This is a genomic window from Fibrisoma limi BUZ 3, assembly GCF_000296815.2.
GTDB classification, from domain to species: domain Bacteria; phylum Bacteroidota; class Bacteroidia; order Cytophagales; family Spirosomataceae; genus Fibrisoma; species Fibrisoma limi.
Genome location: NZ_CAIT01000006.1, coordinates 103,881 through 129,889, shown reverse-complemented (window position 1 = coordinate 129,889; position 26,009 = coordinate 103,881). Strand labels below are relative to the sequence as shown.

23 protein-coding genes are annotated in these 26,009 nt (G+C 53.9%); 18 read left to right on the top strand and 5 right to left on the bottom strand.

Features of this window, described 5'->3' with window-relative positions:
- Positions 1-62 precede the first annotated feature (62 nt).
- The 14 genes from BN8_RS08430 to BN8_RS33555 all read left to right on the top strand — a co-directional run bounded on the left by BN8_RS08430 (position 63) and on the right by BN8_RS33555 (position 17,626).
- A complete protein-coding gene (locus tag BN8_RS08430) occupies positions 63-1,424 on the top strand; it encodes a RagB/SusD family nutrient uptake outer membrane protein (protein ID WP_009281415.1) in 1,362 nt (453 codons plus the stop codon).
- A 22-nt stretch (positions 1,425-1,446) separates the two neighbouring features.
- Positions 1,447-2,343, top strand: a complete 897-nt coding sequence (locus BN8_RS08425) for a cyanophycinase (RefSeq protein ID WP_009281414.1) — start codon at positions 1,447-1,449, stop codon at positions 2,341-2,343.
- Between the two features lie 42 nt (positions 2,344-2,385).
- Positions 2,386-3,807, top strand: coding sequence for a hypothetical protein (locus tag BN8_RS08420; RefSeq protein ID WP_009281413.1), 1,422 nt, complete (start codon positions 2,386-2,388; stop codon positions 3,805-3,807).
- Positions 3,808-3,814: 7 nt separating this feature from the next.
- Entirely contained in the window at positions 3,815-5,575 is a 1,761-nt protein-coding gene (locus BN8_RS08415) for a hypothetical protein (protein ID WP_009281412.1), read from the top strand.
- Positions 5,576-5,661: 86 nt separating this feature from the next.
- Positions 5,662-7,008 (top strand): APC family permease, encoded by a 1,347-nt coding sequence (locus tag BN8_RS08410; protein WP_040005647.1) that lies wholly within the window; start codon positions 5,662-5,664, stop codon positions 7,006-7,008.
- Positions 7,009-7,110: 102 nt separating this feature from the next.
- Positions 7,111-8,568: a phytoene desaturase family protein gene (locus tag BN8_RS08405; RefSeq protein ID WP_040005646.1), complete on the top strand. Its 1,458-nt coding sequence runs from the start codon at positions 7,111-7,113 to the stop codon at positions 8,566-8,568.
- Positions 8,569-8,670: 102 nt separating this feature from the next.
- A complete protein-coding gene (locus BN8_RS08400; protein ID WP_009281409.1) occupies positions 8,671-9,960 on the top strand; it encodes a YeiH family protein in 1,290 nt (429 codons plus the stop codon).
- 129 nt (positions 9,961-10,089) lie between these two features.
- The gene (locus BN8_RS08395; RefSeq protein ID WP_009281408.1) at positions 10,090-11,160 is read left to right on the top strand and encodes a hypothetical protein; all 1,071 of its coding nucleotides are present in this window, start codon (positions 10,090-10,092) and stop codon (positions 11,158-11,160) included.
- Between the two features lie 73 nt (positions 11,161-11,233).
- Positions 11,234-11,962: a LemA family protein gene (locus BN8_RS08390; RefSeq protein ID WP_009281407.1), complete on the top strand. Its 729-nt coding sequence runs from the start codon at positions 11,234-11,236 to the stop codon at positions 11,960-11,962.
- Between the two features lie 267 nt (positions 11,963-12,229).
- Positions 12,230-13,405: a baeRF3 domain-containing protein gene (locus tag BN8_RS08385; protein WP_009281406.1), complete on the top strand. Its 1,176-nt coding sequence runs from the start codon at positions 12,230-12,232 to the stop codon at positions 13,403-13,405.
- Between the two features lie 168 nt (positions 13,406-13,573).
- Positions 13,574-14,596 carry an alkaline phosphatase D family protein gene (locus BN8_RS08380; protein WP_040005892.1) on the top strand — a complete coding sequence of 341 codons (1,023 nt, stop codon included), beginning with the start codon at positions 13,574-13,576 and terminating at the stop codon, positions 14,594-14,596.
- A 144-nt stretch (positions 14,597-14,740) separates the two neighbouring features.
- Positions 14,741-16,420 carry a M28 family metallopeptidase gene (locus tag BN8_RS08375; RefSeq protein ID WP_009281404.1) on the top strand — a complete coding sequence of 560 codons (1,680 nt, stop codon included), beginning with the start codon at positions 14,741-14,743 and terminating at the stop codon, positions 16,418-16,420.
- A gap of 97 nt (positions 16,421-16,517) precedes the next feature.
- Entirely contained in the window at positions 16,518-17,195 is a 678-nt protein-coding gene (locus BN8_RS08370) for an HAD family hydrolase (protein WP_009281403.1), read from the top strand.
- A gap of 290 nt (positions 17,196-17,485) precedes the next feature.
- A complete protein-coding gene (locus BN8_RS33555) occupies positions 17,486-17,626 on the top strand; it encodes a hypothetical protein (protein WP_009281401.1) in 141 nt (46 codons plus the stop codon).
- A 120-nt stretch (positions 17,627-17,746) separates the two neighbouring features.
- On the opposite strand, the gene BN8_RS08365 is transcribed toward BN8_RS33555, so the two are convergent.
- The 5 genes from BN8_RS08365 to BN8_RS08345 all read right to left on the bottom strand — a co-directional run bounded on the left by BN8_RS08365 (position 17,747) and on the right by BN8_RS08345 (position 21,997).
- Complete coding sequence (locus BN8_RS08365) at positions 17,747-18,526, bottom strand: glycoside hydrolase family 25 protein (RefSeq protein WP_009281400.1); 780 nt, start codon at positions 18,524-18,526, stop codon at positions 17,747-17,749.
- An 89-nt stretch (positions 18,527-18,615) separates the two neighbouring features.
- On the bottom strand, positions 18,616-18,861 hold the full coding sequence (locus BN8_RS08360; protein ID WP_040005645.1) for a hypothetical protein: 246 nt from the start codon (positions 18,859-18,861) through the stop codon (positions 18,616-18,618).
- Positions 18,862-19,020: 159 nt separating this feature from the next.
- Positions 19,021-19,656, bottom strand: coding sequence for a peroxiredoxin (locus BN8_RS08355; protein WP_009281398.1), 636 nt, complete (start codon positions 19,654-19,656; stop codon positions 19,021-19,023).
- A 114-nt stretch (positions 19,657-19,770) separates the two neighbouring features.
- Entirely contained in the window at positions 19,771-20,427 is a 657-nt protein-coding gene (locus BN8_RS08350; RefSeq protein WP_009281397.1) for a response regulator transcription factor, read from the bottom strand.
- Positions 20,414-21,997 carry a sensor histidine kinase gene (locus tag BN8_RS08345; protein WP_009281396.1) on the bottom strand — a complete coding sequence of 528 codons (1,584 nt, stop codon included), beginning with the start codon at positions 21,995-21,997 and terminating at the stop codon, positions 20,414-20,416. The genes BN8_RS08350 and BN8_RS08345 overlap by 14 nt, the downstream gene beginning before the upstream one ends.
- Before the next feature lie 85 nt (positions 21,998-22,082).
- Here BN8_RS08345 and BN8_RS08340 point away from each other — a divergent pair, with 85 nt between their 5' ends.
- From BN8_RS08340 to BN8_RS08325, 4 genes are all read left to right on the top strand, one after another.
- Positions 22,083-22,562: a hypothetical protein gene (locus tag BN8_RS08340; protein ID WP_009281395.1), complete on the top strand. Its 480-nt coding sequence runs from the start codon at positions 22,083-22,085 to the stop codon at positions 22,560-22,562.
- A 188-nt stretch (positions 22,563-22,750) separates the two neighbouring features.
- Entirely contained in the window at positions 22,751-22,954 is a 204-nt protein-coding gene (locus tag BN8_RS33205) for a hypothetical protein (RefSeq protein WP_040005643.1), read from the top strand.
- Between the two features lie 376 nt (positions 22,955-23,330).
- Entirely contained in the window at positions 23,331-24,203 is an 873-nt protein-coding gene (locus tag BN8_RS08330; RefSeq protein WP_009281394.1) for a carbon-nitrogen hydrolase, read from the top strand.
- 126 nt (positions 24,204-24,329) lie between these two features.
- Complete coding sequence (locus BN8_RS08325; protein ID WP_009281393.1) at positions 24,330-25,964, top strand: hypothetical protein; 1,635 nt, start codon at positions 24,330-24,332, stop codon at positions 25,962-25,964.
- Positions 25,965-26,009 lie beyond the last annotated feature (45 nt).

Sequence of the window (26,009 nt, the reverse complement as noted above, 5' to 3'; positions counted from 1 at the left end):
GGTCAGGATAGTGTCTATCAATGACCACCAATTGACGGCTCAATAACAAGACATTAGCTACTATGCATACGACAAACCGTTTATTTTCAACCCTCTCGTTGCTGGTTCTGCTCGCGGGTTGCCAGTCTTTTCTGGAGGTGCAACCTGAATTGCAGGTCGACGAATCGCAGGCCATCACAAACGCCAGTTCGGCCGAGGTGGCGCTGAACGGCCTCTACAACCGCCTGGGCAACGACGGCTACTACGGGTCCAACTACCAGGCCCTGGCGTATCTGTCGGGTGGCGATATCCAATGGACCGGCTCGCAGGGGGCTCCGCAGGAGATTACAGCTCGCAAACTGACCGCCGACAACGGCTACGTCGGCAACGCCTGGGCGGCCATCTACCGCACCATTCTGGCGGCCAATTACCTCATCGAGACCGTTCCAACCCTAGCCGATCCGCAACTGACGGCCGCCCGCAAAGATCAACTCGTTGGGGAAGCTCTGGCGATTCGGGCGCTGTCGTATTTCGACCTGGTACGTGGCTGGGGCGGAGTTCAACTGGTCCTGACGCCAACCCGCAAACCGTCGGATAATACGGGCATCACACGTAGCAGCGTAGACGAAACCTACGCTCAGGTGCTGAAAGACCTGACCGCGGCCGAACCCTTACTGACCAATACGACCAACCGCAACCGGGTGACCCGCAAAACGGTCTGGGCGCTGCGGGCCCGGTATCACCTGTACCGCGGGGAGTGGACGCAGGCCGAGGAGTACGCGGGCAAGCTCATCAGCGACGCTGCTAACTACCGGCTTGCTAAACCGTACAGCGCGTTCTTCGCGAACAATGCGGTGGCGACACCTGAGTCCGTGTTTGAACTGGCGTTCAGCAATTCGTTCCGGAACGGACACGCCAACTGGTGGTTGCCACCGGCCCTCGGCGGTCGGCGCGAATGGGCTCCCAACGCGCAGCTCGTTACGTTGCTCAACGACCCGAATGTGGGGGGCAATCGTAAGGATCTGATTGCGCAGACGGCCCCTCCGGGCAACCTGTGGTACGGCAGGCTGTACTACCGCAACCCAATCGGAACCGACCCGCAGTACATCATCCGCATTGCCGAGTTGTATATGATCCGGGCCGAAGCCCGTGCGAGGGTGGGTAAGCTAACCGACGCTCTTGCCGACCTGAACACCGTCCGCGACCGGGCTGGCCTGTCCGCCCTTACGGCCGCAACAACACCAGATCTGGCGGCTACCTTGCTGGCCATTGAGCAGGAACGGCGCGTCGAGTTTCCCTTCGAAGCCGACCGCTGGTTTGACCTCATCCGAACGGGCCGCGTAGCCACGGTGTTGGGCATCACCGACACGAAAAAGTACGTCTTCCCCATTCCGACCAGCGAAATTCTGGCGGATAAAGCGCTGACACAAAACGAAGGCTATTAACCACTAACGACAGACAATTCTCATGAAAACCATAAAGCTTTTTGCATTCATTCTTGCTGCGCTTAGCCTGTCATCGGTTCAGGCGCAAACCCAATCGGCCGCTAAAACCGTGGGGCCGGAAAAAGGTGCTTTAGTCATTGTTGGCGGTGGCGCGATGGGCCCCGAAATCTGGGGGCGGTTCATTGAGCTGGCCGGTGGCCAAAATGCCAACATTGTCGTCATTCCGACGGCCGGGGAAGATTCATCCATTGTCAGCAGTGGTGACCGTGATAAAAATCGGCTGCTCGATTTCGGTGTCAAGCAGGTAACGGTGCTGCACACCCGCGACCCCAAGGAAGCCAACCAGGAGTCGTTCGTGGCCCCCCTGAAGCGGGCCACGGGCGTCTGGTTCATCGGCGGACGGCACTGGCGGCTGGCCGACTCGTACCTCAATACGTTGGCGCACAAAGAACTTAATGCACTACTGGCGCGGGGTGGCGTCATCGGTGGTACATCGGCGGGGGCTACGATTCTGGGGTCTTTCATGGTTCGGGGTGACACCAAAGGCAACTCGATCATGATCGGCGACCATACGCAGGGGCTGGACTTCATTCATAACGTAACGATCGATCAGCACGTGCTGCGCCGGAACCGGCAGTTTGACCTGATAAACGTCATTAAAGAGCGTCCTGAGCTGCTCGGGGTCGGCATCGACGAGAGCACGGCCATCGTGGTGCAGAAGAACACGTTTGAGGTGATCGGCAATTCGTTCGTGGGCATCTACACGGCGGAGCAGATCGCCAGCAACGCCCAATATCCATCCGGCCAGAACAGCACCGGCGGCCCGTTCTATTTCCTGGGTCGGGGACAGAAGTTCGATCTGCAAACGAGAAAGGTGATCAATGCCCAGCGCCTGCGGCCGAACGAACCGGCGAAATAAGCACGTAGTCACCTTTAGCCAATCGTAAAACCAACGCAGGTTATGACAAAAACAGCCATCACGGGTGTGCCTTCGGAATGGAAGGCGGAGCTGTCTGAGTTTGATTCCCAGCTTGATTTTGACACTCAACCAACAACGTCGCCGTCTGAATGGCGCGGCTACGAAACGCTGTTGTTCCGGTTCTTCTTCATCTACTTATTTATCCAGGCTGTGCCGCTGGACTGGACGTACTACCGCGATCTGTTTGCCATCGACTGGACGAACCTCCAGTACCGCGACATCTTTTACCTGGCCCGCTACCAGCCAAAGTTCTTCGACGGACCCGATTCGTTCGCCAACTGGGCCGTTGTCGCCTTGATTGCGGTGGTTGGTACGGCGATCTGGACGTATCGCGATGGGAGCCGCAGAGACTACACCACATTGTATTACTGGCTGCGGGTGATTGTGCGCTATCGATTGGCGGTTGGGATACTGGCTTACGGTTTCATCAAGTTTTTTCCAATGCAGGCTCCGTATCCATCAATCAGCAACCTGAATACGAACTACGGCGATTTCACCGCCTGGAAGCTGTTTTCGCTCAGTTTGGGTATCGTGCCGTCCTACGAATCGTTCCTCGGTCTGGTCGAAATCGTCGGGGCGTTGTTGCTGCTGAACCGCAAAACCGCCAGCATTGGTACGTTGATTATCCTGCCGTTCACGGGCAATGTGTTCGTCTCAAACCTGGCGTATGAAGGTGGCGAGTACGTCTACAGTTTGTATCTCATCGTGCTGGCTTTGTTCGTTTTCGCCTACGATGCCGTACGGCTGTTCAGGCTGGTTTCCCTCGAACAACCAACCGCACCGAATCGCTTCCGGCTGGTCCTCACTGAACCCTGGCAGCGAACGGTCCGCCTGGCGTTAAAGACGGCCTTCATCCTGTTCTTCGTTGTTCTGTATGGCTACAAAACCTACGCGGGTTACCGCCAGGGCTCGTATCATTTTCCGCAGAAACCGGGTCTGGCCGATGCCAGCGGGATCTACAACGTCAGCGAGTTCCGCATTAACAACCAGGTGCTGCCCTATTCCAGGACCGATTCGACACGCTGGCAAGATGTAGTCTTCGAGAAATGGGCAACGATCAGTATCAAGTCCAACCGTCCTGCAACACTCGACCTGTCGAACACCGAAGAGATTTACGCCAGCGACCAGGATCGGAACTACGAACTGGCCGGCTCGCAGGGACGCCATTACTACAACTACGACATAGACCATGCCAAGCAGACGCTTCGGCTTCGCAACCGCAATAAGGCCCATGCGGATGAAACGCTGACGCTCCGCTACAGCCGACCGAACCCGTCGCGGATTGTCCTTTCCGGCGTCAACGAGACCAAGGACTCGATTTACGTCGTGCTGGACAAGGTTAACAAAAAGTATCTGCTTGAAGAAGCCGCCAAAGCCGGCCGTCGTGGAACCTTAAAACTGTAATGTAGTCATGTCAACCATCAAAACGACCTCCGACGAACTAGATACAAACGCATTGCAGCCAACTTCAAGGTCTAGCGAGACCCGATCAGACGGCACGTCTGACCGCACTAATAAACCACTCCGATCAGACGTACCGTCAGACCGAGTCACGTCAGACCGGGTCACGTCAGACCGGGTCACGTCAGACCGAGTCACGCCAGACCGAGATACGACCCGAAGACCGTGGACGTCAGGGCAGAAGATTCTGTTCCGGATTGCGTTCGTGTACTTCGTCATCATGGCGCTGCCCAACAACGGAAATTGGTACAAAAACGCCGTTTCGTTAGACTGGCTGCATCTGCATTACCGGGATCTCTACGACCTGTCCCGTTTTAATTCGGGTGTCACGCTGTTTGGCAACAAACTCTTCGGCAGTACGTTGCTGGGTTACGCCCCCTGGATTATCACGCTCTTGGTCGCCATTGCGGCTGGCTTGATCTGGACGGCAGTTGCCCGTTTACGCAAAGCAGAGCCGTTACATTACAACTGGGACGCCGGACCGCTCCTGTACTACTGGCTACGGGTGATCGTACGCTACCGGGCGGGCATCGGTATCATCGGTTTCGGCTTCACGAAGTTGATGCCGACGCAGTTACCCTACCCATCGCTGGGGTTACTGAACACCAACTTCGGCGACCTCACGGCCCAGAAGATCTATTGGCTTTCCATCGGCATTGTCCCCTGGTACGAAGTATTTACGGACGTGGTTGAAGTAGCCGCGGGAGCCCTGTTGTTTTTTCGGGCAACTACGTTCTGGGGAGCCATCTTGCTGTTCGGGGCACTGGCTGATATTGTCTACGTCAATTTTGCCTACGACGGGGGCGTTCATGGCTACAGCTCGTACTTTGTGCTGCTGTCGGCTTTCCTGCTGATCAACTACATTCCGAGTCTGTACAACCTGCTCATCAAAGAGCGCTTTACCGTACCGTCCCACTATTACCCGACCTTCACGGGTTGGCAGCGTTACGTTCGGATTGGTCTGAAAACCGCCACGATTGGTGTCTTCCTGGTGCTGCTGTTCTGGGTGCAGTACGTCAATTTTCGCTATGATCCGTACAAACAGCCCGCTCAGAAAGGCGTCCCCGAATTGCGTGGCAACTATAATGTAACGGAGTTCCGGCTCAATGGCAAGGTACTCCCCTACTCGCCATTAGACTCCGTTCGCTGGCAGGAAGCTACGTTTGAGAATTGGTCGACGCTGACGTTCAAAACCAACCGCGCCGTACCGCTCGATCTCTCCAACGGCGGGGGCGCGCCCATGCGCGACCTCAACCGCACGTTTGAGCTGACCGGCGTAGCGGGTGGTCAGCGGGTTTTCTACTACGACGCCGACCCCAAAAATCAGGTGTTGTATCTGCAAGACAAGTACCGGCCGGGTGGCCCGCGTGGCGATGGCGGTGAGGAGCCTGATGACGCTAAAACAAAGAAGCCAAAACCAAAAGCCGCCGTGGCTCAATGGGTACCGAAGGAAGCGTTGGTCAACATCGGTGACGAAGACAGTAAAATTGCCCCCATTGCCCGCTCTACCCGCCGGACAAAAGGAATCAAAGCCGAACTCCGTCGGGACGTAGCGCGCAACCGGATGATCCTGACTTACCGAACCACGGACGGCTCACGAGTCATTCTGAGCGGTATTAGTGAAAGCAAGGACTCTATCTACGTCGTGCTTGACCGCGTCAACCGAAAGTATGCGCTATCGAAAAGTACGCTGCAGGCCGGGACATATTGATTGAATTAACTGCCATGTTTTGTGTCCCGCTCAGATTGATCGATATTCGTACAAAAGACCATCTGCCTGATTCATATAGTACGACAATGGCAACAACTACGCATAAAATTGGCTGGTTAACGGCCTGTTTCCTTGTAATTGCCAACATGGTCGGGACGGGTGTGTTCACCAGTCTGGGTTTTCAACTGGCCGATATACAAAACACCTGGTCGATTGTTCTGCTCTGGGTTCTGGGCGGCATCCTGGCCCTGATCGGCGCTTTTTCACTGGCCGAACTGGGCACGCATTACCCCGACGAAAAAGGGGGCGACTATATTTTCATTTCACGGGGATTACACCCGTTCCTGGGCTATCTGTCGGCCTGGGTGTCGCTGGTGGGCGGGTTTGCGGCCCCGGTTGCCATTGCCGGAAAAGCGATGGAGTCATACCTCCTACCTTTTGGCCAGGCGTGGCCCGGTTTAACCGACACGCGCTGGCTTACCGTAACGCTCATCCTTGGCATTGGCCTGATTCACTCGTTCAGCCTGCGCCACAGCAGCGTGTTTCAGAACGTAACGACCCTGGCCAAAATCGGTTTCGTGCTTGTGCTGCTGGCTATCGGCTTCTACGTAGCCCCTTCGACGACCAGCGCGTATCGGTTCGATGGCAGCTACCAGTCCGAAATTCTGACGACGCCCTTTGCCGTCTCGCTGTTGTACGTGACTTATGCCTACACCGGCTGGAATGCAGCGGCTTATATCGTTTCGGAGATTCGCCATCCCGGCAAAAACCTACCCAGAGCCCTGTTGCTTGGCACATTGGTGGTAACGATCCTGTACGTCTGCCTACAGATCGTTTTTCTAAAACTGACATCGGTAAGTTCGTTATCTGGTCAAGCTAACGTCGCGGAGATAGCGTTTGGCGGCTATTTCGGGGCAAGCGCGGGTCGGTGGGTCAGCGCGGGGATTGCCCTCCAACTCATTGCGACCATGAGTTCGTACGTTTGGGTGGGCGCTCGGGTTACGAGCCGCATGGCCCGTGATTTTCCGCTGTGGCACTATTTTCAACACGAGAATAAACACCAGATTCCCGTTCGGACAATCTGGCTTCAAACCGGTATTACGCTGGTGTTGCTTTTCTCCGGAACACTGGAGCAGGTATTGCTGTGTACGTCGTTCGTGTTGCAACTCATGGGGACGCTCGCCGTAGCCAGTCTACTCCGCACGAAACGCCTACCAACCGATTTTCACAGTCCGCTACGGCCGTGGTTACAGTGGGCCTATATCGTGTTCAGTGTATGTGTGCTTGCCTTCATTATCACCGACAAGCCGACGGAAAGCCTGATTGGTCTGGGCATCGTGCTGGTGGGCGGTCTGACGTACTGGATCAAGCCCCCGAGGGGAGCTGTTTCTTCCCCTAAACAATCGGCCCATGTTGAACCTCGAAGCACTTGAACCACGGCACTGTCTCCGTGCTGTCGGTAGATACCCCCGAGAGGATGCATCAGATAGCAACCAACAGCAAACCGTAAATAGAAACTCATAAACCAAACGCTAGTGACCAATCAGCAATACGATGCCATAATAGTAGGTTCAGGGCCAAACGGTTTGAGTGCGGCCATTGTGCTGGCTCGTGCTGGTTTGTCGGTGCTGGTGCTGGAAGCCCGATCTACGTTTGGTGGCGGGGCTCGTTCGGCTGAGTTAACCCTACCCGGCTTCGTACACGACATTGGTTCGGCGGTTCATCCACTGGCAGCCGGTTCCCCTTTTTTCCAGAGCCTGCCTCTGGCCGAACACGGTCTGGAGTTCATCTACCCACCCGTAGCAGCCGCTCATCCATTCGACCGGGACGGAAAAGCGGCCGCCTTGTTCGGTTCGGTGGATGATACGGCCCGGACCCTTGGTGCCGATGAGCAAACGTATCGGCGACTGCTCGAGCCAGTGGTTAAGCACTGGCCAACGTTAGCCGTTGATGTGCTGGGGCCGCTGCGCTTTCCGAATCACCCGCTGGACATGGCACGATTCGGCCTGGACGCAGTGCTACCGGCTACATTCCTGGCCAGGCGATTTAACACAACCGAAGCCCGGGGACTCTTAGCCGGTATGGCTGCCCATTCCATTCAGCCATTGACCAACGTAACTACTGCAGCGATCGCACTCGTGCTTATGGCCGCAGGACACCACCGGGGCTGGCCAATCCCCCGGGGCGGTGCTCAGCAGATTACCAACGCGCTGGTGTCATATTTCCAGTCGTTGGGCGGGCACCTTGAAGCCAATCGGCCGGTGCGGGCCATGACCGACTTACCCAAATCGCGGGTGGTCGTGTTTGATCTGACACCGAAACAACTACTCTCCATCGTGGGGGATCGTTTCCCGACACTGTACCGCAAGCAGTTGGAGCAATATCGCTACGGCCCCGGTATCTTCAAGATCGACTGGGCGCTCGACGGCCCCATTCCGTTTACGGCCCCGGCATGTCGGCAGGCGGGTACCATCCACCTTGGCGGGACCCTCGAAGAAATTACCGAAGCCGAGCAGCAGACCTACGACGGCAAACATCCTGAAAAGCCCTACGTGTTGCTGGCTCAGCAAAGCCTGTTCGATCCGGCGCGAGCCCCTGCCGGCCAACAAGTAGCCTGGGCTTACTGCCACGTACCGAACGGCTCAACAGTCGATATGACTGAGGCCATTGAACGACAGGTAGAACGGTTTGCGCCAGGTTTTCGCGACCGGATTCTGGCCCGTGCCACCATGAATACGGCTCAGGTCGAATCCTGGAATCCGAACTACGTTGGGGGCGACATCAACGGTGGTATCATCGACGTCCGGCAGTTATTTACCCGTCCAACGCTGAGCCTGACGCCTTACCGTACGGGTGCCACCGGTATCTTTATCTGTTCTTCGGCTACGCCACCCGGCGGTGGCGTTCACGGATTATGCGGCTACCACGCAGCCCGGGTTGTTCTGCGCGACAGTTTTGGCAAGAATACACCGGTAGAATTAACGGGAGAATAGTTTTTTAAATAGGTCAACGTCCTAGTTTCGAAGTAAACGTTGACCTCAAAACCTGGAACCACCCGATTGAAACATTGAACCTGAAACTTGAAAACATACATTATGAACGTATCAACCCCAACGGCTTCGACCGAAAAAAATAAACTCAACCTTACTGAAGATTGGACCGTGGTTGTCCTCGGTCTGCTGATCATTGCGCTTTCGCTGGCGGGGTTAGTCATTCCAACGCCGAGTTTTGGGTGGGGCAACGCCGGTGATCTAACCAGTAAAGTTTTTACCGGCAGCAACATAGCCGCCATTGCTGGTCAGTTTGCTTTTACCTACGTCATCGCCCTGGCCGGGACCTACCTGACCGGTAAATCTGTCCGGGCAACGCTCCTGGGATTCCCGGTTGTTTTTGGCCTGACGGTGCTGGCGCTGCTGCTGGCGGGCAACAAAACCCTCAAAGACCTCAACCTCGAAGCGGTTATCTTCAGCTTGAGTATCGGCTTGATCGTGGGCAATCTGGTCAAAATTCCCGACTGGCTGCGGGCGTCGCTCTCGACTGAACTGTTCGTCAAAATCGGTCTGGTTCTTCTGGGTACCACGGTTATCTTCGGCGACATCCTCAAAGCGGGCTCCTTGGGGCTGGTGCAAGCCCTACTGGTCGTGCTGTCCGTCTGGTATTTTGCCTATTGGATCAGCAAGCAGTTGAAAGTAGACGACGAACTGACAATGATGCTGGCCAGTGCCGTTTCGATCTGTGGTGTATCGGCCGCCATCGCTACGTCGGGGGCTATTCAGGGTGACAGCAAAAAACTCTCGTACGTCATTTCGCTGGTACTCATTACCGCCATTCCGATGATGCTGGTCATGCCCTATGCAGCGCAGGCCATGGGCCTGTCGCCCGCAGTAACCGGTGCATGGCTCGGCGGCACCATCGACACCACGGGCGCGGTAGTAGCATCGGGCAGTCTCGCGGGTGAAGAAGCGCTCAAAATTAGCACCATCGTCAAGTTTTCACAGAACGTCTTGCTGGGCCTGGCGGCTTTTGCGATCAGCGTTTACTGGACCTACTCGCACAAGACGGTTACGGGCGTCGGTGGCGAACGCATTGAAAAACCGACCTTAGGGGTGATCTGGGAGCGTTTCCCAAAATTCGTCCTGGGGTTCATCGGCGCGTCGCTGTTGTTTTCCTTTGTGCTCAGCCCATCGACTATTGAGCCGGTGAAAGGTAGCCTGAAGAGTCTGCAGGGTCTATGGTTTGCGCTGGCCTTCACCAGCATCGGCCTGGAAACCAACTTTGCCGACCTGATCAACCAGAACAGCCGCAAGCCGCTCTACGCGTTCCTGATCGCGCAGGCGTTCAACATCGGCGTGACGCTGGTGATTGCGTACTTTTTGTTTGGTTAGACGAGAGTACGCAAAATTTTCAAGTACCTTTTGTTACTTCTCTTACCTGGACTCGCATTAATCGATGGATTGGTGCGAGTCTTTTTTTGGCCCACCGAGACCCGGCCTATATACTTCTATCCTACCATTATGTTCAGATCATTTACCCTTCTTGTTTGCCTGACCCTTGTTACGTTTCAAGCTTTAGCTCAGGAGGTTATTAATAACCAGAGCATCATCACGCTCGTTCGGGCCAAGGTAGCCCGCGATCTGATTCTGGATAAAATCAAAGCCAGTGCTTCCCGGTTCAACATGTCGACCAATGGGCTGATTGAACTGAAACAGGCTGCCGTCCCCGACCAGATCGTGGACGCAATGATGCTCGCTTCATCGCCCCTGCCCACGCTCCGGAACCAGGACATCATTGACCTGTACGCTGGTGGGGTTTCCCGCGACATCATTACGAAGAAGATTCAGTATAGTGAAACCAGCTTCAACTTGTCGACCGATGACATTATTGCCCTGAAAACGGCCAAGGTGCCCGACCAGCTGGTGAAGGTTATGATGGTGCCGAAGCGGGCGCAACAGCAAAGCATGAACCCCAACCTGATAGCCGGTGCGCTCCCTCCGCACCCAGAAACACTACCCGTTCCGGCCCGGATCCGATTCGGCGAGCCCGGCATCTATTACGAAGAATACAAAACGCCCAAACCCCAGTACGTTCAGTTTGAGCCCACAACCACAAACCAGACCAAAACCGGCAGCGTGGGCGAGTCCGTGGCTAATCAGTACACCGGAGGCATCACCGGTACGACGTCACGCGTGGGTCTGGCCAACAAGTCGGCAAACATGGTTATTGAGGATAACCGGCCGGTTTTTTATCTGGTATTCAGCGGAGTTAACCGGAAAGACATGAACAACGTAGCCGAATCGGTATTCGACGGGGTGGCCAGTCCCAATGATTTTGTGCTGATCCGGGCCAAGGTGAGCGGGCGCGGCCGCGAGGTGGTAATCGGGCGGGAGTCGGCCTACACGAGCGAATCCGGCTTCAGTGCGGGTGCCGTCCCGTTCCGGTTCAAAAAGATCAGCAATACACTCTACAAAGTTTATTTCGAGCAGGATGTAGCGGCCGGCGAGTACGCGTTTCTATACAACAAAGGCAGCGAATTCACCTCGTCGCTGAAGATCTACGACTTCTCGCTACGGAACAATACGAAGTAACGACATATGTGCATAATTCACACCATACAATAACGGCTATACCGTTCTTTTTCACTCTTTAACTATTCTTTATATGATCTGGTTAATACTTATCATTATCGCAGCCATCAGTTATCTGGCTGTTCAATACAACAAGGCACAGAGCTTAGCTCAATCAGTTAAAGAAGCCCATTCAAATATCACCGTTACGCTCAAGAAACGGCTTGATTTGGTCAATAAGCTAATTGATATCGCCCGAAGCTACGGCGAACATGAAAAACTAACGTACATAGCGGTTGTTGAAGGCGAGTCGTTAGGAGCTTTGGCTCAAGCCAGTTTGCGAGCCGACAACACCATCACCCAACTGAATAATCTCTCCCGCAACTACCCTGAGCTTAAAGCGAACCAGACGTACATGCGCCTAATGGACGATCTGCATAAGATCGAATCATTAGTGCAGGATCGGCGAGAGAAGTACAATGCGGGTGTTCGAATTTATAACACCTTCTGTAACAGCATTCCGTTTGTATTTATCGCCCCATCGTTAGGCTTTCCGCAAGCCCCTTATTTTGATGTATCAAATGCCGACGAGCTTGAAAACCTTAAAGACTTTGTCACCGACGACGGAGCATTACTTCGGCAAAAGTTAGCCGGAGCCGGTGCACAGGTGGCTCAGACGACGCGAGTCATGGGTAATAAACTCGAAGCCAACAGCCGCGTACTGCTTGAAAAAGGCAAGGAAGAGATACAGCGACGGCGGCAGGGAGCCGTGGGCAGCAACCATTCAGAACCAACCCAACCTGATGAACCGGTTGGTGAGTAAACACTACTCGAACTGTCGAAACCCGACCTGATTGCAATCAGGTCGGGTTTCTTTTTAACGTGAATTCTGTCCAGCAACTACCCTTATTCCTTAAAAGAAAATAAGACAAACCTTAGAATTTAATTATTCTTCGCCCCGTAACCCACTGATAAACAACCATTAGAGAGTTTTAATAAATACGACAGCAGCTTATGAGCAGTTCAGTTAGTAGGTAGTTGCCGTACGGACGGCCACCAGAACTCTTACCGAAATCACTAACAGAACATCATGAACACGCTGGAATTAAACAAAGACGTACTTATTGACCTCACAGAACGCCGGGCTGATCACTGCCTGTCTATCTACCTGCCTACCCATGAGTATGGTCTGGAAGTCAATGAACGTATGGACAAGCTATTGCTCAAGAACCATGTTCAGGACATCCGCTTGAAACTTCAGACAGAAGGACTACGGAGTAATGATATTGATGATTTATTACGTCCTGTAGACGCCCTGCTCAACGACTGGATTTTTTGGCGCTATCAGACACAAGGGCTGGCTATTTTCCGAAGCCATGACTATTTCACGTATTTTCATAGTCCTATTCCGTTCCGCAATTTCCATGAGATCGGTATGGGGTTCTGTATCAACCCCCTGTTGCCCTTCACGCAGCCCCCTCGCCATTATTACCTGCTATTGATCACAAAAAACGGCGTTACGCTGCATAAAGCTGATCAGTATTCAATAATTCACATGGGTATGAATCTGGAGTTCCCGTCTGGCCTGGAAGCGGTGACCAGCTACTACGATTTTGAAGCAGAGCTTCAGGGACGCACACGAGCCAGGGGGAATAGCCGTCATGCCGCAGCGATATACCGTAGTGATGATGAAGATAATAAAGAAAAGGACCATTTGCTCGCTGATTTCTTCCGGCTCATCAACGAAGCCGTCGTTCAGCAATTGGGAACGGAAAATGTCCCCCTTGTACTGGCGGGTGTCAACTACTACCATCCTATCTACCGGCAGGTTAATACGTATTCTCGCTTATGCCAGGATGGACTGACTGGCAATTTTGAACACATGCATCCAACCAACCTGCACCCGATGGCCAACAAGCTGCTAACTGGCTACTTCAGCGAGATAAGGGATCGTCGTCTGGCTGAGTTTGCGAACGCCAGTGGCTCAAACTTGGCCTCTAAAGATTTACGTTCCCTGCTTGAAGCGGCCGTTATGGGGCGCATTGAGGTCCTGTTCCTCCAAAGGCACGTTCAGGCCTGGGGTCGTTTTGATGAATATACCCTGGCAACTACCCTGCACGACCGCCGACAACCCGGCGATGAAGCCCTGTTCGATAAAGTTGCCTTACTAACCCTTCGGCACGGGGGAGAGGTTCATATCCTCGACGATGTCGATATGGTCAAAAATGGGGAGCCAATCCGTTTAGCTGGCCTGTATCGGTTTTAACCGAATCGTGGGTACACCGGGCGCTGGTTATTTCGGGTCGTTTCTGACAACGGTGCTACTTTTCTACCGGTTATTTCATCAATGCCCTGTTTATTACCAAATCATGAAGCCGACCCGTTTGCGGGTCGGCTTTTTTACTTTTGCCGGATGAATACTCCTTTCGTACCGATGAAAAACATAGTAACACTCAGTCTGCTGAGCTGCGTCCTGCTGGCCGGTTGCCAGTCGTCGAAGCCCAAAACGACCGCTTCCCAATCACAAAAGCCCATCACCACCATCGCTTTCGGCTCATGCAGCGACCAGAAACGCCCTCAACCGCTGTGGGATGATATTGTCGCGCAGAAACCGGATGTCTGGATCTGGCTCGGCGATAACATCTACGGCGATTCAGAAAGTATGGATACCCTAAAGGCCAAGTATGACCGCCAGAAAGCCAACCCGGTTTACCAGCAGCTACGGCAATCGGCCTCAATCATCGGTGTGTGGGACGACCACGACTACGGCGTCAACGACGGTGGCAAAGAATACCCCCGTCGCAAGGAAAGCCAGCAGTTGATGCTCGACTTTCTGGACGTTCCAGCCGGTAGCCCGCTCCGCACGCAGGAGGGCGGCTACTCATCGCACGTTTACGGGCCTAAAGGCCAGCGCGTAAAGGTGATTCTGCTGGATGGCCGCTACTTCCGTGATCCGCTCAAAAAAGACGGCAAGGTCAACGTACCAGACCCGTCCGGCGATATCCTGGGCGAATCCCAGTGGAACTGGCTGGAGCAGCAATTGACCAATTCCGATGCCGACGTTCACATTATCGGCTGTGGCATTCAGATCATTCCGGAAGAACACCCCTACGAGAAGTGGGGCAACTTCCCGACTGCCCGCCAACGATTGATGGACCTGCTCGCCAAAACAAAACCCAGGGGGGCGATGCTGATCAGCGGTGACCGGCACATGGCCGAAATTTCAAAGGAAACTGTACCCGGCCTGGGCTATGACCTCTACGACATCACCAGCAGCGGTCTGACGCACGTATCCAAGCCGCACGAAGAACCCAATCGCCACCGTGTAGGCGACATGGTGACCCAGCTAAACTACGGCCTGATTACACTTGACTGGAACAAGAAACCGCTGACGGCAACCATCCGTATCAACGGCGACAACCAGGCGACGTACCTGACACAGCCGGTTACGTTCTAATCGTTCCCATCATTGAAGCTCCATTCCAAACCTGCCCTGTGTTCTGAAGACTGGAACCGTAGGGCAGGTTTTCGTTTGTCGCTTATCACTTTCGACAGGTATTTTGTACTTTTAAGATTTCCAAAAGTAAGACCACCCTGCCGAATGTCTTTCTGCTTCCCGACTAAACAACTCGCTTTATTACTCACCTGCGGCCTGAGCTGGTCTGGTGTGCTCGCGCAGACTACGCCCACTACCCTACCCACTGAGGCTCAGAAAGTGGCCCAATCGGTTCGCCCTGAAGCGATTCAGGCGCACATGAGGTACCTGGCCGACGATAAGCTGCGGGGCCGCAAGCCCGGTACACCTGGTTATGAGATGGCGGCTCAGTACGTCGAAGAACAGTTTCGGAAGCTTAACTTTCAACCTATTGGCGAGAAAGGAACGTACCGGCAGGCGGTTCCACTGCGGAAGGGACAAGTTAAGGAATCAGGGAGTTCGATGGCCCTCGTCCGGGATGGACGCCAGTTCCCGCTGGTGTATGGCCGTAACTTTATCCTCAGCCCGAATTTCAATGCGCCCACGAGCGAAGTAGAAGCGCCGATTGTGTTCGTGGGTTTTGGCATTTCCGCCCCCGAACTCGGCTACGATGACTACGCCAAAGTGGACGTGAAAGGAAAAATTGTGGCCTGCTTCAACGGGGCACCCACCGTTTTCCCATCCAACCAGCGGGCTTATTACTCATCGGCCAAGCAGGAGATGGCGGTTGCGCATGGGGCTGTAGGTGTGCTGATGTTCAGCCTGCCGACCGACATCCGGATGCGGATCGAAATGGCCGGCCCACGTGCCCGGCAGGCCGTTTATCGGTGGGTCGACAAGCAGGGACAGGCCCAGCGCACGTTCCCCGACCTGAAAGCAGCGGCTGTTCTGAGCGATTCCACGGCCCGGTCGCTTTTTACCGGCACCGCCAAATCGTTTGAGGAGGCCATGGCTGTTGCCCACCGGAGTATGCCGCAGGGGTTTCCGCTCAACAGTTCGGTGCGTATTCGGACACAGACCGAGCTGAACGACGACCTGATTGGCGAGAACGTAATGGGTGTGCTGCCCGGCAGTGACCCGGCGTTGAAAAACGAGTACGTTGTGTACGTCTCACACCTCGATCACCTCGGCGTTGGCCGACCTGTCAAAGGTGATTCCATTTACAATGGTGCCCACGACAATGCTTCCGGTGTAGCGATCAACCTCGAAGCAGCCCGGCTGTTTGCGTCGTTGCCTAAAGCCCCCCGTCGGTCCATTATCTTCGTTGGCGTAACGGGCGAAGAAATGGGGCTGCTCGGCTCTGACTACTTTGCCAGCAACCCCACGATTCCGCAGGACAAAATTGTTGCGAATCTGTGTCTGGACATGCCGTTCTTTTTCCATCCGCTGCTCGACATCGTACCCTATGGCGCCCAACATTCAAGCATGATCCGGGAGGTTCAGGCGGCTGCGAACTTTGTGGGTGTTCAGATTGCCGACGACCCGATTCCGGAACAGGCCGTGTTTATGCGCAGCGACCACTTTAGCTTTGTGCGACAGGGTATCCCGGCGATTTATGTCAAAAGTGGCTCCCAAACGGGTAATCCCCAGCTCGACGGTACGAAGCTCAACCTCGACTGGCGGGCGACCATCTACCACTCGCCCCAGGACGAGATCGACCAGCCGTTCGACTACAACGCAGCGGCCAAACACGTGCAGTTACAGTTTCTGATTGGTTATCTGACCGCCCAGGCCGACCAGCGTCCCGTCTGGAACGAAGGCGACTTCTTCGGAACGAAATTCGGGAAGAGGAAGGAGGTTAAGTAGGGCTTTCTGCTGGTTGGTCAATCTAACACCAGAGAAGGCTAATAACGGCGTTGAATTCACCCCGTAATCTGGCCTGTTCTGGGGAAATAGTACGGTTATGAAAAACCCATTTGCGGCTGCGTTCCTGTTGGACCTGGATGGTACGCTGGCCGATACGTTGCCCCTCTGTATTCAGGCCTTCCGGCAATCTATTGAGCCACTAGCCAACCGGCAACTGACCGATGAGGAGATTATTGCTACGTTCGGGCCGTCGGAAGAGGGTACCATCCGGGCTTTGATTCCTGACTATGTTGACCAGGGAATAACTAGCTACCTTCGCTTCTACGAGAGCCTGCACGGAATGTGTTCACAACCCTTTCCGGGCATTACCCAACTGCTCGAAACCTTGCAGAAGCGCCGGGTAAGACTGGGCCTGGTAACGGGAAAAGGTGAACACAGCACCCGTATTTCTTTACAGCAATTTCGGCTTGCTTCTTATTTCGAGTACGTTGAAACGGGCTGGGTGCATGGCCCCCGAAAAGTTGACGGAATCAAAGCCATCCTGAGCCAGTGGTCTGACCTGCCCAAAGAGAACGTCTGGTACGTAGGCGATGCACCGAGCGACATCCTGGCATCCCGTGAAGTGGGCATCCCGTTTGTAGCGGCAGCCTGGGCCAGAACAGCCGACGTTAACCAACTGAGAGCTTTGCAACCCAACGAACTGTTTACGAGCGTTGACGATTTTGTGAACTGGACAGAGGGCGTCACGATGAGTCATTCGCCCATGCAAGATTGAGCCGTCACATGGTTGTGGAGCCACCTGTCGTTGTTTAAAGCCCTCGTCAGTAATACGGCTGACCGCTCACGTAATCGTAGTTCAGGGCACAGTGTTCAACGACTTGTCCCTGGCTGTTGAGTACAATCAGTACGGTTTTACCTTTCCACGCGCTTTCGACCAAATTGAGCACTGGCGTCGCTCGACCACATGCTGCAGGGACGATTAACCATCAACATCATTAATTTCGACTTACCCGGCTATCTGAGGAAGTCAGTTTACGTTACCAGTGCTGCGCCGAAGCCATCGATATGCTGAAACAGGTCTGGACCAGTGACCGCATTGAGCACAACAGTCCGATTTACGGCAGGATATCGCTCCCGGCAACGCCGGTGAAATGCTATCAGCAGAACGGCGGCCCTTTCCTCTATTTCGGTGGTACGTCGTATTGAGCCCGGGACGTTTGCGCCCGCTACTGCGATATGTTCCTGATGTGGCCCGAAACCGAAGAAATGCTCTACGACAACATGAAAGACGTATCGGCGCGGGCGGCCCGCTACGGGTGGATTCCCTTAGAGACAGATTTCATTCATCCGTTCGGGTTCCATCACGAACACGTTGAAGTCTACCCGGCCACGAATGCCCTGCACCCAGCCACTTTGGTTGTGTTGCCACAGATACAACTTGTCGGGGTTGTAATCGCGGAGGTGTGTATTGGAGTAATCAGCGATCCAGAGCGGATAATCGTCCAGGTTGCCTTTGATGTAGTTCCGGTAGAGATTGCCATTGGTATAAATGATCGGCCGAACGTTGTAATGGTCTTCTACGAGTTCGAGCCACAGCCGCAGCCCATCAATAACTTTGTCTTTTGGCTGCCCATTGATGACTTCAAAATCCAGCACCGGCGCAAAATCCCCCGCTTCGAGATCGACGCGTTTGATGAAGTTGTTTGCCTGTTTCTGTGGGTCGCGCGTAGGATGATAAAAATGATAAGCGCCCCGGCGCAGCCCCGACTTCCCGGCTTCGCGCCAGTTTTTAACAAAGTGCCGATCTGTGAGCGTTGCCCCTTCAGTAGCCTTTATGAACACAAACTGCAGCCGAACGCCCTCGGCTTCCATTTGTCGAACCCGCTTCCAGTTGATCTGGCTGTTGTGCCGCGATACGTCGATGCCATGCACGCCATACCGCATCGGCAACCGGATACCGAACGATTTAACGTAGCGCCAGTCCTTATCCTCTTCAATGATACGTGCCGGCCGAAAAACTAGCCATACGCCAATCAAGCACAGCAGTCCGGCAATCCACAAGCCATAACGACTGATAATAATGTTGAACAGAACGCGACTTTTCATTCAATAAGGATGCAACTTGGCAGACCAAAAATAAGCACAAAACCCTCGCTGCGGGCGAGGGTTTTGTGATATTGAAAAGCTGTGGCCTCTTAATCATTACCTTCCAGCTTCACCAGTTTGTTATACAGACCCAAAATCAAAAACGGAGCGGCCCACTGGCCTACGAACAGGCTTCGCTCACGGTCCCCCTGCGCCTGCAGGAACAGGGAAACGGCCATAGAACCCAGTGCTGACCACAGGAACAGGTCAGACGGCAACTTGGCGGTTTGGTTTTCAATAGCCTCGGCTACCGGGCCTTCTTGGTGCTCGGGATTGAAATTTTTACTTTTTGCCATAACGCTCTGTAAGTTTTGGTTATCCAACGCTTTTCTAACTTAGAAACCGGCGTTGTGTTCAGAGATTAGAGCTTATGGTTTTAAACAAAGCGGTCGCTGCACTGGTCAGCCAACGAATTGGCCGCCCCTGCAACGACCGCTTTTTACGGGTGAAATCGGTTACTTATTCGGCTGGGGCGTTACCCGCAGATACGGCTTCACAAACGTAACCCCTTTTGGAAACTTCTCTTCGAGTTGGTCGTTCGAAACGGCCGGCGTTACGATTACGTCCTGCCCCTCTTCCCAGTCGGCCGGGGTAGCCACCTGGTAGTTGGCCGTCAGTTGCAGCGAATCGATTACCCGCAGCAACTCGTTGAAATTCCGACCGGTAGAAGCGGGGTACGTCAGTGTCAGTTTTATTTTCTTGTCAGGTCCAATCACGAACACCGACCGCACCGTAGACTTCTCGCTGGCGTTTGGGTGAATCATGTCGTACAACGTAGCTACGTTCCGGTCGGCATCGGCAATGATCGGGAAGTTCACTTCCGAGCCCGTTACGTCCTTGATATCCGGTGTCCAGCGGTTATGCGAATCCAGATCGTCGACCGACACCGCAATCACTTTTACGTTACGCTTGCCAAACTCATCTTTCAACAGCGCCGTACGACCGAGTTCAGTCGTGCAGACAGGCGTAAAATCGGCGGGGTGTGAAAACAGCATACCCCATGAATCACCCAGCCATTCGTGAAAACGAAGATGGCCCTGGGTGGTGTCGGCCTCAAAATCGGGGGCGATGTCTCCTAAGCGAAGTGACATAGTTGAAGGCGTTTAAATTTATAAAACCTATCTATTTTATGTAGTTAATTTAAAATGGAAAAACCGGCTGTAGACCGGTTTTTATGGGCAAACGTAAGCAGGATTTTGAAAGTTTCAAATCAATTTATCCTCAACAGCCATCCGGACTAATTCGGCCGCATTGCGGACCTGTAGCCGACGCATCATGTTTGCGCGGTGGTTATCGACCGTCCGGACGCTGAGTTGTAGTTTTTCGGCAATTTCGCGGCTGCTCATGCCCTCGACCAGGAATTGCAGAATCTCTTTTTCCTTCTTCGACAGGCGCGACTGACGCTGCGCCCGGCCATGCTTTTCACCTTTCTTCAACTGCTGCATGTAGCCGTTGAGGATGATTGTGGCCACGGGTGAGCTGTAGTACTTCTCGCCTGAGGCAATGGTCCGGATGGCCTTCACCATCTCGTCCGACGACGAATCTTTCAGGATATAACCATAAGCCCCCGCTTCGACCGACCGCAGGATATAATCCTCATTGTTGTGCATCGACAGCATCAGCACCCGAACACCCTTGTAAAGCCGCGAGATAACCTGCGTGGTCTGAATGCCCGACATGCCCGGCAAGGAAATGTCCATCAGTACCACATCGGGCCGCTGCACCTTCAGTTTTTCCAGTGCTTCTTCGCCGTCGTTGGCTTCATCGACAATTTCCAGTCCTTCGGCCTGTTCCAGCAGCAGCCGAATTCCGTCGCGAACGATTGAGTGATCGTCCACCAGCATCAATTTAGTAGGTGTCATGATGAATGGGTTGAGTATTATAGGGAATGCTAACCTGAACTTTTGTGCCTTTTCCAGGCACTGAACTAATTTTGAATTTACCATTGAGGAGCTTGGCCCGCTCCTGCATATTGTGTAACCCTTGCGAAACTCGTCTGTTTGATTCGTGAGAGGCAATGGTCTGTGAACGAACGCTATTCAACTCTTCGGCCTCCTTCTGACGCTGTAATTTACTACCGGGTTTGAACCCTCGGCCATCGTCCGTAACGATCAGATGCAGATAGCTGTCTTTCTCGAACAGTCCGATATGAACGTGCGATGGCTGTGCATGACGGACAGCGTTGCTGACGGCCTCCTGGGTCACACGATACAGCATAATTTCCAGGTCTTTATTCAGCCGGGGCATGTCGGGTGTCAGGTTCGTTTCGAACGTTACATCGATGGCCTCACTACGGTCATTCTCGGCCAGCATTTTTAAGGCTGGAATAACCCCGAAATCGCTCAGGACTGTCGGCATCAGGTTATTGGAAATGGTCCGGGTTTCCTGAATGGTCTGCGTAATGAGGTTCTTGAGCGTGCTGAGGTTCTTGGCGTAGGGCACCGTACCGTTCGCAGCCGGCTGGGCGGCATTGCGGGCCAGTCCGGCCTCCAGTCCCTCAATTTGCAGTTTGATCGCCGTCAGCATCTGCCCCAATCCGTCGTGCAGTTCGCGCGACAGGCGTTTTCGTTCTTCCTCCTGTCCGGCAACCAGGTACGATGTACGTACTTTCTGTTCATTAATTTCCTGCTGATACTGCTGCTTGGTAGCCTCAAACAGCTTCTGTCGGGTTTCTTTCAGCGACTTGTTAACGCTGATGAGCTTCTTGTTAGCGGCTGTCGTACGGGCTTCGGCCGCGATCAGTTGCGCGAGGGTTTGCCGAAGTTTTCGGGCAGCCGGCCGGATAATCAGTAAACCGATGCCGACGAGCACAAGAACAGTAAACAGATAAAGATAAGCTTCAATGGTCTGCATTGAGGAGAGTTCGTTCCGCACCTGAGCATTATACTCACGCACGATAGCGTCCATTTCCTCCAGAAATGGTTTTTCGTTGGCCAGCATCAGTTGCAGACTGGCCTGCACGTCGGGCTGACTGGCCTCCTCGAACCGCTGCAGCCGCATCATGCGCCGGGCGCTGGATTGAATGGCTTCAAACTCCGGCCGAATGGCGAGGTACATCTCCCGGATGCGATCCGGCAGTTCAATCGTTACGTTCTGATCCGACACACGGCCTTCGCGCCCTTCCAGATGGTACCGTTCGAACGTAGCGAAAACTTGGTGTAGTTCAGCCACGTTGGCCGCGAAGTTAGCCTGTTCATTGGGGTCCTCGATCTGCAACGCCTGCTTGACAATCTGCTGGCTTTGGTGCCGTTGCAACGCGGCATAACGCGTAATCCAGATCTTGTCCTGAACGGTATTAAGCCGCCATTGCGTCACACCCTGCCCGATAGTCAGCAACACGGCCAGCGTAACCAGTATCGTTACGTACAAACGCGTAAAGCGAACGGGAATGACTTGGTGATTTTTGTTGTTATTGCTGAAACCGTCTGACACGTTGATCTATTAGTGTATCGATCGTTCAGTAAAGTTAATAATTTTTGTAGTTTTACCCTGTTTTTATAGCCAAGTGCCCAACGCCATGAAACGATTGCTTATTCTCCTGCTTTGCGTGGGTGTAGTCGCCCCGGCCTTTCGTCCGATTGAACCAGTCAAGGCAGTCAGCGTGCCGACAGCCGAACCGGTAAAACTCTCGTGGGAAGCCCTGCGCGATGTTACGTTTAAGAAAAAATGGTACGCCGAGGAATCCGTGTACATGTTGTACCCTACGTTTGGCCCGACTATTCAGAAGCTGAATGGCAAGGCGGTTGAGCTAACCGGGTACGTTTTGCCGGTCGATCTGGAGTCGAATCTGTATGTGCTGTCGGCTTTCCCGTACAGCGCCTGTTTCTTCTGCGGAGGTGCCGGTCCGGAATCCGTCGTATCGCTGAAATTCAAGAAATCAGGTAAGAAGTTCAAGACCGACGAACGCCGGACGTTCCGCGGTACGTTGAAACTGAACGCCGACAATATCTACGAGCTGAACTACATCCTCGCCGACGCGGAGCTTGTAGAACAGTAAGTTACCTAGTTTTTAGGCAACAGCCCGACGGGTCGACCCGTCGGGCTGTTGTTGTTTGTGTACGTCGCCCCGGCTTCGACGATGCTGGTTAGGTCCGCGAGGGTTCCTGGTAAATTCGATAATGATTACCGATGCTTCATCGAAACGCTTGTGTGCTTTTTTACACGTTACGACATAAACAGATTCGAATGGTTGCGCTTTTAAAATTCCTCCTTGTTTTGGCAATGATTGCCGTGACTCCAATTACAGGCATTATTTATTGGGGAGCCACCAACGTGACAGGCAAAGTATCAATTCTGTTAACAGGAACATTACTTTATATTTTGTTAGCCTTTTATCACAGTTGGCTGTCAGTACACCCTACTAGTTTCAGAGACTGGCTGAAACAGTAAATGGAGCAGAATTTTAGCTACAGCAGGCTACGGTTGACAGAATACGCCTGATTATGACGGCTAATTTCTTCCCAAACATGAAAATGCAGTTAGACTGTCAAACCTCATGCAAAGGGTAAATTAACAGTGCGTTGTTAGATAACCAGATTGTAAAGCCATCAACAGCCATACTGGTTGGGTGCATAACAACGAAGCGACTTTCTCAGCCCAGGCTTGGTGTTCCAAATATCAATTCGCCCGAACCCGCGTGGTAAGAGTTTTGTTTTCTTAACCGTCGATTGCGACTAAAGAAACTACTTTTGCGTCGCCGACGCTCACTTTCGGTTTAACCTCGTCTAATTCTCAACGCCCGGACCTGCTGGTCCTGGCTACGCTAATGACAAAGAACGTTAACATTGGTTTAGTGCAGATGGCTTGCACAGACGACGTAGAGGCCAACCTGCAAAAGGCCATTGATGGCATCCGCCAAGCCGCCCGCCAAGGCGCTCAGATCGTTTGTTTGCAGGAACTGTTCCGGTCGCTGTATTTCTGCGATGTGGAGGATCACCATAATTTCAGCCTGGCGGAGCCGATTCCCGGCCCAACCACCGACCGCCTGAGCGATGTTGCCCGTGAGCTTGGTGTAGTCATTATTGCATCGCTGTTCGAGAAGCGGGCGCAGGGGCTTTACCACAACACGACGGCCGTACTGGATGCCGACGGTACGTACCTCGGCAAGTACCGGAAGATGCACATCCCCGACGATCCGGGCTACTACGAAAAGTTTTACTTTACCCCCGGCGATACGGGTTACCGGGTGTTCGATACCAAGTTTGCCCGCATCGGCGTGTTGATCTGCTGGGACCAGTGGTATCCGGAAGCGGCCCGCATTACGGCCCTGATGGGTGCCGAAATCCTGTTTTATCCTACTGCCATCGGCTGGGACACCCAGGAACCGGACCCCAGGCAGAACGAGGAGCAATACAACGCCTGGCAAACTATCCAGCGCAGCCATGCCATTGCCAACGGTGTACACGTCGTGGCCGTCAACCGCGTTGGGCAGGAGGCTGAGCAGAAATTCTGGGGCGGGTCGTTTGTGTCGAATCCGTTCGGGTCGCTGCTGTACCTGGCCCCGCATGATCAGGAAGTGGTTCACGTACAGGAAGTCGATCTGGCGCTGTCGGACAAATACCGTACTACCTGGCCGTATTTCCGCGACCGGCGCATTGATTCGTACCAGCCGATTACAAAACGGTACATAGACGAATAACTGAATTGACCTTTTTGTGATCAGCTGGGGAGTAACGGTGAATTAGTGTAGTGTCAGGTTAAGAATCTGACACTACACTAATTCACCGCTGCCTGCCTATGTTTTATCACTCGCCCACCTACCCCCATGAATCGCTCTATGAAAATCATCGCCTTATTTTTCCTTGCTGGATTCACGGGACTGGGGGTTTGGTATAACCACCGGTACGTCCTCCCTGATCCCGTTGCTGTGCGGCTGGAAGGAACGCTGCCTCAGCCAACTACACTCACCCCTACCCCACGCGCCCGCTTCACGCCAACGCCGGCCAACCGCAAAGGCTATTATAACATCGACATAGTCGGTGACTTTACGTTGCCTACTACTAAAACCATTACGTTCTGCGGAGCCGGCCGAAACCTGCACGTCCAGCAGAACCGCGACAAGATTTTTCGCCGGGGGTTCTCGGCCGTGGAGCAGACCCGCATGGTACCGGGCGTCGAAATCTGGACCGATGGTTTTCCGGCTGCGGGCTGGAAAAGTACGTTGAAACAAAGCCAGCGTTCGCTTATCTTATACCAGGACTACTTTGCAAACGCGCCGTTCGAACTGGGCTGGGCCCGCAACAGCGAACAGGCTAGTTCGGTTATTTATCGCCCCCCGGCCAACGCCCGCACCATGCGTACTACGTTGTTCAATGCGTCGGCGGAGTTGGGTGGCGGCTGCGTGGCCTTCGGCGATTGCCCGCCGGGTAGTCTGAAAAGTACGTTCGGCAAGATTTTTCTCGACATCGAAAACGAAGGGACGAGCTACGGCAACCAGCAGGAACAGGCCAATCTGTACACGTTCATGATCAAAACGATCAAAGAGAACGTAAGCCCGCAGACCCAAGTAGGTTCTATTGCCCCCGTTCCACACAACAGTTTCGGCAACTCCCGCGCCGACCACTACCTGGCCAAACCCGACTGGCTCTGGAATACCCCCGCCAAACACACGGCTACCAGCCGTCGTCGGGGTATGCCCGACGACATCGTTGGTAAGTCGTACGCCGATTACGTTGATTTTCAGATGCCGGGCGCCTACTACCTCTACCCCGATTTTGACTATTCAGCCCGGCATACCGGCGATGGCGACCGGCATTGGCTGGCGTCGCTGCTGGCCGAGCAGGAAGTGAACCGGCGGCTATCCCCTAAACCGCGCATTGCGTGGCACTGGCTGTTCAATACGCAGAACGCCGACTACCCCAACAGCGGCAAGGCTGAACATCCCGCCCCACCGGCCGTAGCGGAGGGTATGGGCATTTTCTACTGGTTTACGGGCGCGTATGGCGTGCTGTTCTGGGACGACCACAAGGACCTGGTTCCAGATCAGCCATCGCCCAACGATCCGGCATTGAAAGGGCTGGCCAACGACCGGAACTACGCTTGCTACGAGCATTATATACACGGCCTATGGCGGTTATTCAACCACCACGGGGATCTGTTCAACGGCCGGGAAACGTACCTTAACGAGCAGACCGAACTTTCATTTGATGGTGGGCAAACGTGGCTTAAGTACAACGCCAGTCAGTTAAAAACCCGCGACCTGCCCTTCGTGCGGGCGATTGTCAACGGCAACCAGATTCTGGTAGCAGCTACCAAGCCTTACGCACGCCCAAACCAGACGAGCCAGGTCATGCTGCGGTACGTACAGAATGGGTACAACTTTTACGCAACTCTATCGCTGAAAGGCGACGAAATTTACCTTGGCCGGGCCACCATGCCGAAAGGCGCGGCCCGTCGGTAAGGTTTTTTATAAAATCGCTTTTTAGAGCAGCAGGTCACCTTATCA

What these genes read in the sequence shown, in the direction of transcription:
- BN8_RS08350 (WP_009281397.1), bottom strand. Translation starts at nt 20,427, where the DNA reads ATGACACCTACTAAATTGATGCTGGTGGACGATCACTCAATCGTTCGC.
- BN8_RS08390 (WP_009281407.1), top strand. Translation starts at nt 11,234, where the DNA reads ATGATCTGGTTAATACTTATCATTATCGCAGCCATCAGTTATCTGGCT.
- BN8_RS08325 (WP_009281393.1), top strand. Translation starts at nt 24,330, where the DNA reads ATGAATCGCTCTATGAAAATCATCGCCTTATTTTTCCTTGCTGGATTC.
- BN8_RS08340 (WP_009281395.1), top strand. Translation starts at nt 22,083, where the DNA reads ATGAAACGATTGCTTATTCTCCTGCTTTGCGTGGGTGTAGTCGCCCCG.
- BN8_RS08410 (WP_040005647.1), top strand. Translation starts at nt 5,662, where the DNA reads ATGGCAACAACTACGCATAAAATTGGCTGGTTAACGGCCTGTTTCCTT.
- BN8_RS33205 (WP_040005643.1), top strand. Translation starts at nt 22,751, where the DNA reads ATGGTTGCGCTTTTAAAATTCCTCCTTGTTTTGGCAATGATTGCCGTG.
- BN8_RS08355 (WP_009281398.1), bottom strand. Translation starts at nt 19,656, where the DNA reads ATGTCACTTCGCTTAGGAGACATCGCCCCCGATTTTGAGGCCGACACC.
- BN8_RS08385 (WP_009281406.1), top strand. Translation starts at nt 12,230, where the DNA reads ATGAACACGCTGGAATTAAACAAAGACGTACTTATTGACCTCACAGAA.
- BN8_RS08360 (WP_040005645.1), bottom strand. Translation starts at nt 18,861, where the DNA reads ATGGCAAAAAGTAAAAATTTCAATCCCGAGCACCAAGAAGGCCCGGTA.
- BN8_RS08415 (WP_009281412.1), top strand. Translation starts at nt 3,815, where the DNA reads ATGTCAACCATCAAAACGACCTCCGACGAACTAGATACAAACGCATTG.
- BN8_RS08395 (WP_009281408.1), top strand. Translation starts at nt 10,090, where the DNA reads ATGTTCAGATCATTTACCCTTCTTGTTTGCCTGACCCTTGTTACGTTT.
- BN8_RS08375 (WP_009281404.1), top strand. Translation starts at nt 14,741, where the DNA reads ATGTCTTTCTGCTTCCCGACTAAACAACTCGCTTTATTACTCACCTGC.
- BN8_RS08400 (WP_009281409.1), top strand. Translation starts at nt 8,671, where the DNA reads ATGAACGTATCAACCCCAACGGCTTCGACCGAAAAAAATAAACTCAAC.
- BN8_RS08425 (WP_009281414.1), top strand. Translation starts at nt 1,447, where the DNA reads ATGAAAACCATAAAGCTTTTTGCATTCATTCTTGCTGCGCTTAGCCTG.
- BN8_RS08430 (WP_009281415.1), top strand. Translation starts at nt 63, where the DNA reads ATGCATACGACAAACCGTTTATTTTCAACCCTCTCGTTGCTGGTTCTG.
- BN8_RS33555 (WP_009281401.1), top strand. Translation starts at nt 17,486, where the DNA reads ATGCTGAAACAGGTCTGGACCAGTGACCGCATTGAGCACAACAGTCCG.
- BN8_RS08330 (WP_009281394.1), top strand. Translation starts at nt 23,331, where the DNA reads ATGACAAAGAACGTTAACATTGGTTTAGTGCAGATGGCTTGCACAGAC.
- BN8_RS08370 (WP_009281403.1), top strand. Translation starts at nt 16,518, where the DNA reads ATGAAAAACCCATTTGCGGCTGCGTTCCTGTTGGACCTGGATGGTACG.
- BN8_RS08380 (WP_040005892.1), top strand. Translation starts at nt 13,574, where the DNA reads ATGAAAAACATAGTAACACTCAGTCTGCTGAGCTGCGTCCTGCTGGCC.
- BN8_RS08420 (WP_009281413.1), top strand. Translation starts at nt 2,386, where the DNA reads ATGACAAAAACAGCCATCACGGGTGTGCCTTCGGAATGGAAGGCGGAG.
- BN8_RS08365 (WP_009281400.1), bottom strand. Translation starts at nt 18,526, where the DNA reads ATGAAAAGTCGCGTTCTGTTCAACATTATTATCAGTCGTTATGGCTTG.